General features: G+C 47.9%; 12 protein-coding genes. 8 read left to right on the forward strand and 4 right to left on the reverse strand.

Annotated elements, in window-relative coordinates:
- The 6 genes from B2X00_RS00425 to B2X00_RS00450 all read left to right on the forward strand — a co-directional run.
- On the forward strand, nt 1–204 hold a 204-nt coding region (locus B2X00_RS00425), incomplete at its 5' end, for a flagellin (protein ID WP_290485659.1).
- 167 nt (nt 205–371) lie between these two features.
- Nucleotides 372–794: a flagellar protein FlaG gene (locus B2X00_RS00430; RefSeq protein ID WP_290485660.1), complete on the forward strand. Its 423-nt coding sequence runs from the start codon at nt 372–374 to the stop codon at nt 792–794.
- An 11-nt stretch (nt 795–805) separates the two neighbouring features.
- Complete coding sequence (gene fliD / locus B2X00_RS00435; RefSeq protein WP_071463288.1) at nt 806–2,200, forward strand: flagellar filament capping protein FliD; 1,395 nt, start codon at nt 806–808, stop codon at nt 2,198–2,200.
- 30 nt (nt 2,201–2,230) lie between these two features.
- Nucleotides 2,231–2,659, forward strand: coding sequence for a flagellar export chaperone FliS (fliS, locus tag B2X00_RS00440; RefSeq protein WP_071463289.1), 429 nt, complete (start codon nt 2,231–2,233; stop codon nt 2,657–2,659).
- Nucleotides 2,659–2,961, forward strand: coding sequence for a hypothetical protein (locus B2X00_RS00445; RefSeq protein ID WP_290485661.1), 303 nt, complete (start codon nt 2,659–2,661; stop codon nt 2,959–2,961). Before fliS ends, B2X00_RS00445 begins: the two co-directional genes overlap by 1 nt.
- A 71-nt stretch (nt 2,962–3,032) precedes the next feature.
- Nucleotides 3,033–5,150, forward strand: coding sequence for a 6-hydroxymethylpterin diphosphokinase MptE-like protein (locus B2X00_RS00450; protein ID WP_290485662.1), 2,118 nt, complete (start codon nt 3,033–3,035; stop codon nt 5,148–5,150).
- 18 nt (nt 5,151–5,168) lie between these two features.
- Here the strand turns inward: B2X00_RS00450 and B2X00_RS00455 are convergent, their stop codons facing one another.
- The 4 genes from B2X00_RS00455 to hisH are packed head-to-tail and all read right to left on the reverse strand — an operon-like array spanning nt 5,169 to nt 9,027.
- On the reverse strand, nt 5,169–6,380 hold the full coding sequence (locus B2X00_RS00455) for a DUF4915 domain-containing protein (protein ID WP_290485663.1): 1,212 nt from the start codon (nt 6,378–6,380) through the stop codon (nt 5,169–5,171).
- Nucleotides 6,377–7,585, reverse strand: a complete 1,209-nt coding sequence (locus B2X00_RS00460; RefSeq protein ID WP_071463293.1) for an N-acetyl sugar amidotransferase — start codon at nt 7,583–7,585, stop codon at nt 6,377–6,379. Before B2X00_RS00460 ends, B2X00_RS00455 begins: the two co-directional genes overlap by 4 nt.
- A 7-nt stretch (nt 7,586–7,592) precedes the next feature.
- Nucleotides 7,593–8,408: an imidazole glycerol phosphate synthase subunit HisF gene (gene hisF / locus B2X00_RS00465; protein WP_290485664.1), complete on the reverse strand. Its 816-nt coding sequence runs from the start codon at nt 8,406–8,408 to the stop codon at nt 7,593–7,595.
- Nucleotides 8,401–9,027 carry an imidazole glycerol phosphate synthase subunit HisH gene (hisH, locus tag B2X00_RS00470; protein WP_290485665.1) on the reverse strand — a complete coding sequence of 209 codons (627 nt, stop codon included), beginning with the start codon at nt 9,025–9,027 and terminating at the stop codon, nt 8,401–8,403. The genes hisF and hisH overlap by 8 nt, the downstream gene beginning before the upstream one ends.
- A 218-nt stretch (nt 9,028–9,245) precedes the next feature.
- Here hisH and pseB point away from each other — a divergent pair, with 218 nt between their 5' ends.
- Both pseB and pseC read left to right on the forward strand, forming a co-directional pair.
- Nucleotides 9,246–10,244: a UDP-N-acetylglucosamine 4,6-dehydratase (inverting) gene (pseB, locus tag B2X00_RS00475; protein WP_290485666.1), complete on the forward strand. Its 999-nt coding sequence runs from the start codon at nt 9,246–9,248 to the stop codon at nt 10,242–10,244.
- Nucleotides 10,244–11,401 (forward strand): UDP-4-amino-4,6-dideoxy-N-acetyl-beta-L-altrosamine transaminase, encoded by a 1,158-nt coding sequence (gene pseC, locus B2X00_RS00480; protein ID WP_290485667.1) that lies wholly within the window; start codon nt 10,244–10,246, stop codon nt 11,399–11,401. Before pseB ends, pseC begins: the two co-directional genes overlap by 1 nt.
- Nucleotides 11,402–11,464 lie beyond the last annotated feature (63 nt).

The raw sequence follows: 11,464 nt of genomic DNA on the forward strand, positions 1-11,464 counted from the left end.
GTGCAAAACCGTTTCCAATCAACGATTCGTAACCAAGGCAACGTTGCAGAAAACTTGGAAGCTGCGAAATCGCGTATTAAAGATGCCGATTTTGCTGCTGAGACGGCTAAATTGACGCAGGCACAGATTTTGCAACAGGCTTCGCAGACCATTTTGGCACAGGCGAACCAGCGTCCACAGGCTGCATTGCAGTTATTGGGATAATCGCTTTTGGCATAAAATTGCCGCTTTTAATCAAAGCCGGGGTCTTCCCCGGCTTTTTTTTGTTCTTTTTTTGGCTATTTACTAAAAAATCCCTAAAGTTTCATTCAGGGGTTGCCGATACCCTATACGGGAAGGTTTAAGTAACCGAAAATCAGAAGGGTAATGTTATGGCCGAATTTACAATGGACTTACGTGCGATGTCATCGCCAAGCGCGTCTGACGGTAGCACTCGGCTGAATTCTTCACAGCGAGAGCAAGTGATTGAGACGGTACAGGAAGTGCGTGACCGAACTCAACAGCAGACTGTTCAAGCAGAGCAGCGTGCGAGCGAAGCGCAAAACGTTGACAAGGGTTCAGTTGCTGAAGTGATAGAGAAGATCAATCAATCACCATCCATACGCAACACCAGTTTGCAGTTCGTATTTGATGAAAAAGGTGAGCCACCGGTGGTCAAGGTGATGGATCAAGAGAGTGGAGAGATGATACGCCAAATTCCATCGGAGTTGGCAGTAAAACTCTCTAAAGCTATAGAAGAATTGGCCGATAACCAAGACAGTCGGTCAGGAATTCTGTTCGATAAGCAAGTTTAAGGAGTACTGTCATGCCACTATTTACCTCCGCAGGCGTCGGTTCAGGGCTTGACCTCGAGTCGATTATTTCATCGACGTTGCAAGCCACTAACCAGCCAAAACAAGCGCAGTTCCAGAAGTTGGAATCGCGTTACGAAACCGAATTGTCGGCGCTCGGGGCGGTAAAGTCGGCACTTTCTAAGTTTGATGATGTGATCACCAAGCTCAGTGACAGTGACTTGTTTGATAAACGAGTAGCACAGCTGAAACAGCCTGAATCGGGTGACTTGATTCGCTTTTCGAGCAATGACGACTCGACCGGCGGTTCGTTTGAGGTCGAAGTTCAGCAGTTGGCCGAGGGCTCTCGTGCGGTCTCCGCAGATGGCACATTTACATCGGCCGATCAGGAGATTACCACGTCTGATAGCACGCTTTCGTTCAGTGCTGGTGATAAAAGTTTTGACTTAAATATTGCCGCTAACTCAACCCTGGAAGATATTCGCCAACAAATTAATGATTCGGCCGATAACTTCGGCGTCACTGCTAACATTATTAATACCGGTACCGAGGCAAAGTTGGTGCTGACCTCGAATGAGTCCGGCGCGGGTAATGATTTAGTGGTGACCAATAACAATGCCGAGTTAGACGGTTTATCAACGCAAGCATTTGATGGCTCGGCGGGTGGAATGGCCATTGCCGCAGAAGATATGGCAAAAGATGCCCGTATCGTAATCGATGGCATTACCGCAACGAGCAGTAGCAATACGTTTACTGATGTAATTCAAGGTTCGACGATTACCGCGATTAAAGAAAGCGAAAATAACGAGACCGCACAGGTTAACATCCAGCGTGACCGTGAGGGTGTGAATAAACTCATTGATGAGTTCGTATCCGCATATAATGGCGTGGTCAGTATTATGGACCAAGCGACAGCAACTAATGCGGTGTTGCAAGCCGACTCGACGATGCGCGGTTTACAAAACCAGATGGTCAACGTGTTGACTAGCAATGTTGAGGGCGCAGGCGACTTCTCGAGCTTATTCGATATCGGTTTGAGCCTTAACAAAGACGGAAAGCTTGAGAAAAACAATATTATTCGCAGCGTGAATGAAGCCATGGATCAAGATTTCAACGCCTTTGGTAAGATTTTCTCAAACGAAGGTGGTATCGCGAGTCGATTTGAAACCTTGATGAACAATTACATTGAATCGGATGGTGCGATCACGTTCCGCGAAAAGTCGTTGAACGAGAGTCTCGACAGACTCGAAGATGATCGCTTGGATCATCAGTATCGGATGGAACAACTTGAGGGCCGCTTACGTGAAAAGTATTCGGGTCTTGATGTGATGCTGGCGCAAATGCAGAGCACGCAGAATTACTTATCGTCACAATTAGGCAACCTGCCTGGTTTTGGTGGTAAGGACTAAACTCAGATTTTAAGTTAGAGGTTATTAGCTATGAATAAGAAGCTAAAAGGTTACACGCAGGATTCATTACGCGCTCGCATCGCGGGCGCAGACCCTTATCAGCTTATCCAGATGCTGATGGCGGGTGCGATGGAAAACCTCAACTATGCAAAAGGCGCTATTGAGCGTAAAGACCTCGAGAAAAAGTCGGTACATATTTCTAAGAGCGCAGCGATTATCGAATCATTGCGTACGAGCCTTAACTTAGAAGTAGGTGGCGAAGTGGCAGATAATCTCAACCAATTGTACTTGTACATGGGTGAGACGCTGACCGATGCGACGCGTACCAACGATGTCGCCAAACTCGAAGAAGTTCGCTCATTATTGGCGCAAATTAAGTCGTCGTGGGACGCTATCACGCCTTCAGACCGCGATAGTGCGATGTCACAACTCGGCGGTTCTGCCGCTGTAGGCGCGTAATGGAGCTGCCAGAGCGTCTGCAACAGCATCTATCTGCGCTCGCGCAGCTGCTCGATGCCGATACATCGGATGAGCAAGCGAGTGCTGAGATTTTGCAACATATTCAATCTGAGGTGGGTGAGCAGCTTGCTTCAGATGAGCTCACCGATCAAGAAAAGGCTGAATTGATTGAGGCGGTGCAGAATGCAATTACGGACTTGCAGCAGCATGCCCAATCACAACGCCAAAGTATCGACGAAGGATTAAAAAAGCTCAGCAAAGGGCGTAAATCCGTCAGTCGCTATAAACAAGTGCAGCCATAGACCGTATCTGCTTGAGCTAATGTTCACTCTCGGGCTATAGTGCTTTTATATCTCAATTAGAAAGCGCGATCATGGACAGTACACAGCAACAAATCAAAGGCATGATGCAACAACTCAAAGATGCATCTGACCGCCAAATTGAACGCGAGCAAGTATTTGCCGAACACGCCGAACAGCGGTTTCGTGACAACCTCGCTGCCTTTCGAAAGTTCTACCCCAAAATCGCTGATAGTATTGAGGCGTTTAGCTCCGATAAACCACTTGAGTTGTTCGTAACCGCTTCTGGTCAGGGCAATATCAAGGAACACGTGACTGGCTATCCGCTGTACGGTGATGATCCTATTGCGCAGGTGGCCCGTCAGGTCGAGGAGCAGCTCGCCAAGCCGATGGTAAACCACATCGACTTCGCTAAGTATGCTGAGGTGCCAGAGGATGATACCCGTGTCCATGCACGCTATTTAAAACAGCTGGGTGAAGCGGTTGCCGAAGCGGGAGCTGTAGAGAAGCTCGCGCCGTTGCCGGATCGCTTTCCTACCGCTGTCGTGTTTGGCGTTGGCTTGGGTTACCACATCCCGATGCTCATGGAGCGGGTTCAATTTGATTACATTTATTTGATTGAACCGAGTTTTGAGAACTTCTATTGCAGTCTCTATTGTACGGATTGGCGCAGCATTATTGAGCAAGTTGATGAACAGCGGGGTGTGCTGACCTTCCAGCTCGGCGCCTCGTATCAGACTTTTATCGATGATTTATACCGTGTAAGCCAAGATATTGGTGTGTTCTCGCTGACAAAGTGCTTCTGTTATCAACATTATCCCTCAAAAGAAAACGCCACCTTGTTACGTGAGTTTTTCATGCGACTGTTTGAACTGCATGGTGGCTACGGGTTTTATAATGATGCAACAACAGCACTGGCGCACACAGTACAAAATGCCAAGCAGGGCATGAATCTACTTAAGCACAAAACAGAAGACAGCAACCGATATCGCGACTATCCCGTTTATGTCGTTGGCAATGGTCCGTCGCTTGATGAAAGTATTGAGTTCATTAAAGACACCCAAGAACACGCGCTTATTATCGCAGCGGGAACGGCGTTACAAACGCTGTTGAAACACGATATTGTGCCCGACTTTCATACGCTCGTTGAACGGCCCAAAAGCACCTACGATGTGCTACTCAAATCATTACCCAAAGAGACTTACAGCAAGCTCAACTTGCTGACCATGAACCTGATTTACCCGGATGTGGTGCCGCTGTATCAGTGGGTGGGGATGGCCGGTAAGGGCATTGATGCGAGCGGTGATTTGCTCAACTACGTGTTGCTCAATGAGGCTCAACAGGCACTGCGTTATTTGCCGTTTTGTAACCCGTTGGTCGCCAACACCGCATTGTCTTATGCGGCACATATGGGCTTTAAAGAGATCTACATGTTTGGTGTTGATAATGGCTACTCGGCTGACGGTCGTCACCATTCAAAAGATTCTGCCTACTATCAGGGCGCGCTGAAAGATTGGAAACCTCACGATGCACGGCACGAATTAGCGGGTAACCTGGGTGGAACGGTCATGTCATCGAACTTCTTGGCGATGTCGTGTCAGCAGATGGGGCGTTTGTTGGGTTTACCTAAATTTGCTGATATTCACTGCTATAACGTCGGCGAGGGCGCTAAGGTCAACCATGCATTGCCACTTAAGCCTGAGCACGTGCTACCAGAACCACAACAGCATGATAAGTCGCAGGTGGTGGATTACATCAAGGACGAGTTATTTAATCACTTCCAGTTTGAGCATTTCGAGCGTTATATGGCGTTCGATCGTTACGACGAAATCTGCGACCATTTGATTGCTATCAGTGAAGAGCCCATCACTAGCCGTGCTGAGGCATTGGATAACTTGCGCCGACAAGCGCGCTATTTATATAGTCACCGACAAACGCGTTACTCTCATCTGCATTATGTGCTGGAAGGCGAGATGCTGTATTTTCAGTGTCCATTGGTGGTATTGCTTTACAACGCCAATGACGAAGCTCAGTGCTTAACTCACTTTAAAAAGGCGCTCGACGTGTGGCGTCGGTTTGTGCTGGAAGCGCGGGAAGATCTCAAAACAGCGTGGCTAGAGAAGTGCACACGAGGCTATAAACCTAAGGTGCGCAAAAATTTCCGAGTTGATGAGCAACAACCCAGCACTTAGCTGGGTTGTTGTCTAAGTTTACAGTAAAAATAGGCCGTGAATTTCGGACAGTTTAGAAGGCAACTGTAAAAACCGCGATACTTTGGTTTCTGGGTCAAAGATGACGACGCCGGTATCTATTGAAATATTTTTTGACACACCGACATTCTTAGAGAAGTTGCGGTTACGGCTTTGACCGACAAAGAACAAGTGACCATTAAAGGCAAGCCCGCGCGTAAAGGCAGCAAACTCGCCGATCACCGATGCGTTGTTTTGACGCAAACCACCACGCAGTGAGTCGAGCACAGTGAGGCAGCCGTCGATAAACTGAATGTTGTGCGGCATCCATAAATCGCGGATAGGCGTTCCAATACGCTCACCCGTGACAATATCAAACTCAATGACTGCACCATCAAAGATATCGCGTTTCCAGTTACCCGTTTCCGAGAACATGGAGACATATAAGCTATCACCGACGATGCAGCAGTCATTGGTATGGTGAAAGGGCCCCTCATCGCGGCCTGCTTTTACGGACAATGGAATTTTGCGTTGCAGGCTTAAATCGCGATCGTAAACCAATACCGCATCTAACAAGCTGCAGGCAATAAAAAAGCACTGGCTAGCTGCATGATACGCGATGCCGTGGCCACGGCTTTTGGTCGGCAAGGGTTGGTTACGAATAACATTAAAGTCACGATCGAGCTGCAAAATGCCACGTTCGTCGTCGACTGTGTAAAGATAATTATCAACTTCGATGATACAGTGGCAGCATCCCGATAGTACTTTTTTATAGTGCCACTCAGTCCCATTAACGTCGAGTTGGTAAAGACCACCGCCTGCTTCTGGATCGTCTGAGGGTTGTGCGCCTGAGCTGACTAACAGTTGGCATTGAATGGTTTCGAGCTCATCAATGATGCGTAAGTCATTCAAAATGGGGCTGACGATAAAGTCCTTTTGCGCGGTTAACCCCATATCACTGAGTTGCTCGGATACTTCCGCAAATGAGGTTGTACAAATAATCACGTAGCGATCAGTGTATTCCTTTTGAAATAACTCGGGGCTGATGATGGGGTGACCCTCCTGTTCGCCTCCCCACATATTAGCGCTGTTATCGCATATGACGATGTCACTATCGGGTAAACGACGTATCGTTTTGGTGCAGATATTGCCCGCCCCCCATAGGGCGATTGGACGCTGACCCGCATGGCGAGAGATATCGGCAAAACGACTGAATGGAATTGACGTCTTCATGCAGGCTCCTTGCGTAAGTATTTTGCCCACTCTGATTCAGGTAAATACACCTTGCCGTAAGCTGAACTGCCGCCCCAGAGGTTATATTTATGCCACTGTCCATCTTCTATCCACCAAACGCGCGGGTCTCTAAAGCCATCTGCAATGCGCCAGAATTCATCCTCGGTCATGTCGACATAGTCAAGCCAGTAATACAAGTCGGATGACACCACATGGTCATATTTGCGTACCATCTCGATACCTTCATCACGGGTCATATAGCCTGTGCGGATATCCTTTGATGCGTGGTCGGTGGCGCGCCCATAACCAAATTTGACGAATTTGAGTAGATCATGGATACCATTTTCGTATCGGTCGTCGAGGTTCGACATCTTGCGATACGTGCGTTCAAACGGTTCTTCTTTCTCTTTCCAGCCGTACTGATCTTTTACCAGTTGCGTATGCGCATTGGGATCCCATTTAAAGAAGTTGCCCACATAAATGCCGCGAACGCCGACCTCAAGAATTTCCTCATCCGATGGATACTTAGCCCAGTTGAGATCTTTACTGCTCAGCGGGTCTTGTTCATCGTCGAGAAAGTCGTACCATTCATAACCGCGCAGCGCGTTGTCATGGCGCATTTGCGCGCTGAATTCGACAAAGTCGTCAGGGTCGTACATGCCTGAAATATCCCACGCGGTCTCGCCCCAAATAATTAATGGGATCTTGTAACGCACAGCGACCTGAATAGGCACCGTGAAAATGCCGCAGTGGGCGTGCCAGTTCATATCACCCATCATCTTAAAGCCTAAGCGGTTCATCTTTTTCAAAACCGATACGCTGGGGCCGACCATCAAGTGATCGGCGTCGAATACGTGACGCATACGGTCACGGTTATAGTCGCCTTCGGGTAAGTAATTGTTGCCATGATAGGTGACGAGTAGAGGTTTTAAGCCATATTCTGTCGCCATTTTATGGATTTGATAGTAACTATCTTTGCCACCACTGACCGGTATCAAACAGTCATAGTCGCCTTCATTCTGACTTTTGATACTTTCGACCAAGCGTTCGAAGCGTTTTTTGCGACGTGCCCAGTGATCATCCGATAACTGTTCGAATTGTTCTGCGACACGGCACGCCGAACAGACATTATCTTCATCTAATGTCATATTAACCGCGTGGGCGGGGGCGACACAGACTTTACAGTAATTTGCCTCATTAACCATGGTTGACTCACTTAGTTATAAAAGGTTGTAGTTCTGGCTTACGAACGGCGAAGCCACTGTCAAATAAATGTTTTTTTGCTAAATACACGCTTTGATCGCGGTAATGAAATAGGTTTGCGGCCGCCACGGCAGATGCTTGGGTATCGCTCAGCACATCTTCGAAATCAAACCACTCGCCTGCGCCACCGAGCGCAATCACAGGAATGCTGAGTGCTTGCGTCACCTCTGCGATAAGGTCAATGTTGTAACCTGTTTGCTGTCCGTCGGCATCAATGTCGTTTAACAACACTTCACCGCAGCCGAGTTGTTCAGCACGTTTTGCCCAATCGAGCGTGGTGCATTCAGTGCTCGTTTGACCGCCATGGGTAAACGCAATGGCTTGACCGTCTACTCGCTTGCTATCAATGGAGGCCACAATGCACTGTGAGCCAAATTCTTTGGCGGCTTCTTCGACGAGGTTAGGAGCCTCGGCCAGCAATGTGTTTAACGAAACTTTGTCAGCGCCCCACTGCAAGCGTTTTTCAATATCTAATAATGTCCGAATTCCGCCACCCACGGTCATGGGCATGAAAGCTGACTGCGACATCTCGCGTACGATAGCCTCGATAGAAGTCGGGTTGCCATGACGTAAATCGTCACGTTTAGCGTCGTACTGCCCATCTTGAGTAATATCCAGATAGATCAGTTCATCTGCACCCCATTCACTCATCCGACGCACCGCCCAGATAGCATTACCGATATTTTGGTACTTACTGAATTTTTTACTTTGTACTAAGTACCCGTTGCGTAACAACAAAACGGGAATGACACGTTTCTTAAGCATCGGTACGGTACTCCAAAAAGCGACTCAATAAAGTGCGGCCGGCCGCTTGGCTTTTTTCTGGGTGAAACTGCACGGCAAATAAGTTACCGCGTTCAACCGCTGCGACGAATTGTGAGCCATAGTCACTGTGTGCGCTGGCATCAGCGCTTTTAGCTAAAGCAAAGCTATGCACAAAGTAAAACTCTTTGGGTTCAGCAAAAGCAGGTGCAAACCACGAATCTTCGGCAAAGTGAACGGTATTCCAGCCGATATGAGGCAGGTGCAAACCGTGACTCTCGAGTCGCTCAACCGTCCCGTTTAACCAACCGAGTCCGGCCGTTTTGCCGCCTTCGGTTCCGGCATCGCAGAGCACTTGAAGGCCCACGCAAATACCCATCAGCGGCTTTTTGTCGACCTTGACCTGTTGCTCAATTAATTCGAGTGGCAGGCGCTCCCGCATTTTTTGTAGAGAACGGTCGAAGGCACCTACGCCCGGTAAGATTAAATGAGTCGCGGATTTTATGGCTTCAGGCGCGTTAGAAACCGTAACCTCATCGCATAATGTGCGACAAATATTAGCAACGGAACCGACGTTACCTGAGCCGTAATTCAATATACAAATTGAAGTCGGCTCACTCAAAGATTGCTCTCCCTGGTTGACGTTAATTAACGTATATAAGATATTTTAAGTATTCGTTCAAAAGAACGTTAATTCAAAATAATATTGATTCATAAGAATAAGTGCTCAAAGCTGTAAGCAAGGATAGTGCCAATAGAATGTCGAGTTTTTGACATGGCGTGAGATTTGCATGGGGACGGTATCGGTTCACTACCCAGCTTAAACACTAAGGGCGGAGCATGTTTAACAATAAAACCATTTTGATTACCGGTGGCACTGGGTCCTTTGGTCATAAATTTATTCCTATGACACTGGAAAAGTATAACCCTAAGAAAATCATCGTTTTTTCTAGAGATGAAATGAAGCAATGGGAAATGGCAAAGCTATTTCCTAATGATGATAGGTTGCGGTTTTTTATCGGTGACGTGCGAGACCGTGACCGTCTTTATCGTGCACTAGACGGTGTTGATTATGTTGTGCATGCTGCCGCCACTAAGATTGTGCCCACCGCCGAATACAACCCATTTGAATGCATCAAAACCAATGTCAATGGCGCGATGAACCTCATCGATGCGTGTATTGATAAAAAGGTTAAAGGATGTGTTGCCTTATCCACGGATAAAGCGAGCAGTCCGGTGAATTTGTACGGTGCTTCAAAGTTGGCATCGGACAAATTATTTGTGTCCGGTAACGCTTATGCTGGCGGACACGAAACCCATTTTTCTGTCGTGCGTTATGGTAATGTGATGGGCTCTCGCGGCTCGGTGATTCCTTTCTTCATGTCCATCCGCGATCAAGGCAAGTTGCCTATTACCGATGATCGCATGACTCGCTTCATGATTTCGCTAGAGCAGGGCGTTGAGCTCGTGTGGCACGCATTTGAAGATATGATCGGGGGCGAGATTTACGTTAAGAAAATACCGTCAATGAAAGTCACTGATTTAGCACGCGTGGTTGCGCCAGAAGCTGAGCTCGAGACGGTGGGTGTGCGGCCTGGTGAAAAACTACATGAACAAATGATAGGGTTTGAGGATGCGCCTTATACTTATGAGTATCCGGAACATTTCAAAATCCTACCGGCGATTAATGATTGGCACAAAGATCCTCGGCGTATCAAGGATGGTGTTAAAGTGGCTGAGAACTTTGTCTACTCGAGTGACAACAACACCGAGTGGATGACTGACGGCGAGCTACAAGCATGGCTTGAGCAAAACGCTCAGAGTATAGGGCGCATTTAATGATTCCATACGGACGACAGGATATTACCCAAGCGGATATCGATGCTGTAACCGAGGTGTTGAAGTCAGATTTTTTGACTCAGGGTCCCAAGGTTCCTGAGTTCGAAGCCGCACTTGCAGCGCAGGTTGGAGCGCAGTTTGGTGTTGCAGTCAACAGCGCCACTTCGGCACTACATATTGCTTGTATGGCGTTGGATTTAGGCCCCGGTGATAGGCTGTGGACAACGCCGGTAACCTTTGTCGCTTCGGCAAACTGTGCCCGCTATTGCGGTGCTGAGGTCGACTTTGTCGACATCGATCCTAATACTTATAATCTATCGGTTTCAGCCCTAGCTGCGAAGTTAGAGACTGCCGCGCAAACGCATACTTTACCGAAAGTGCTCGTCGTCGTTCACTTGTCAGGTCAGCCGTGCGAAATGCAGGCCATCCGTAATCTAACCGCAGATTACGGAATAGCGATTATCGAAGATGCATCTCACGCTGTGGGCGGGCGTTATCAAGATGAGCCTATCGGCAACGGCCGTTACAGTGATATCACGGTATTCAGTTTTCATCCCGTTAAAATTATTACGTCTGCCGAGGGCGGTATGGCGCTCACAAATGATGAGCAACTGGCCGAGCGCATGCGTTTGGCGCGCAGTCATGGTATTACGCGTGATCCTGAACAGATGACTCAAGTACCTGATGGCGACTGGTATTATCAACAATTAAGCTTGGGCTACAACTATCGGATGACTGAAATGCAAGCGGCTTTAGGGTTGAGCCAGCTACAACGCTTACAAGCATTTGTTGCGGCACGTCATCGCGTTGCAGCGCACTACAACGAGCAATTGGCGGATTTACCCATACGACTGCCTTGGCAGCACCCCGATAGCTACTCGGGTTATCATCTGTATATTATTCGGTTAGAGACCGACAAGTTGACTAAAAGCCATGCCCAAGTGTTTAGTGAGCTCAGGGCAAAAGGTATCGGTGTTAACTTGCACTATATTCCGGTACATACTCAACCTTACTATCAACAACTGGGCTTTAAGCCTGGCCAATTTCCGCAAGCGATGGCGTACTACCGTGAGGCGATTAGCATTCCGATGTTTGCTAGTTTAACTGAAAGCGATCAGCAACAGGTTATTGCGACTTTGCATGAGGTCTTAACATGAGTGTGCTGATGGTGATTCCTGCACGCGGCGGAAGTAAACGTATTCCTCGTAAAAATATAAAGC

Origin of the sequence: Idiomarina sp. UBA3162, assembly GCF_002364475.1 — a bacterium.
In the GTDB taxonomy this organism is placed as follows: domain Bacteria; phylum Pseudomonadota; class Gammaproteobacteria; order Enterobacterales; family Alteromonadaceae; genus Idiomarina.

What these genes read in the sequence shown, in the direction of transcription:
- B2X00_RS00455 (WP_290485663.1), bottom strand. Translation starts at nt 6,380, where the DNA reads ATGAAGACGTCAATTCCATTCAGTCGTTTTGCCGATATCTCTCGCCAT.
- pseB (WP_290485666.1), top strand. Translation starts at nt 9,246, where the DNA reads ATGTTTAACAATAAAACCATTTTGATTACCGGTGGCACTGGGTCCTTT.
- fliD (WP_071463288.1), top strand. Translation starts at nt 806, where the DNA reads ATGCCACTATTTACCTCCGCAGGCGTCGGTTCAGGGCTTGACCTCGAG.
- B2X00_RS00430 (WP_290485660.1), top strand. Translation starts at nt 372, where the DNA reads ATGGCCGAATTTACAATGGACTTACGTGCGATGTCATCGCCAAGCGCG.
- hisF (WP_290485664.1), bottom strand. Translation starts at nt 8,408, where the DNA reads ATGCTTAAGAAACGTGTCATTCCCGTTTTGTTGTTACGCAACGGGTAC.
- B2X00_RS00445 (WP_290485661.1), top strand. Translation starts at nt 2,659, where the DNA reads ATGGAGCTGCCAGAGCGTCTGCAACAGCATCTATCTGCGCTCGCGCAG.
- B2X00_RS00450 (WP_290485662.1), top strand. Translation starts at nt 3,033, where the DNA reads ATGGACAGTACACAGCAACAAATCAAAGGCATGATGCAACAACTCAAA.
- B2X00_RS00460 (WP_071463293.1), bottom strand. Translation starts at nt 7,585, where the DNA reads ATGGTTAATGAGGCAAATTACTGTAAAGTCTGTGTCGCCCCCGCCCAC.
- pseC (WP_290485667.1), top strand. Translation starts at nt 10,244, where the DNA reads ATGATTCCATACGGACGACAGGATATTACCCAAGCGGATATCGATGCT.
- fliS (WP_071463289.1), top strand. Translation starts at nt 2,231, where the DNA reads ATGAATAAGAAGCTAAAAGGTTACACGCAGGATTCATTACGCGCTCGC.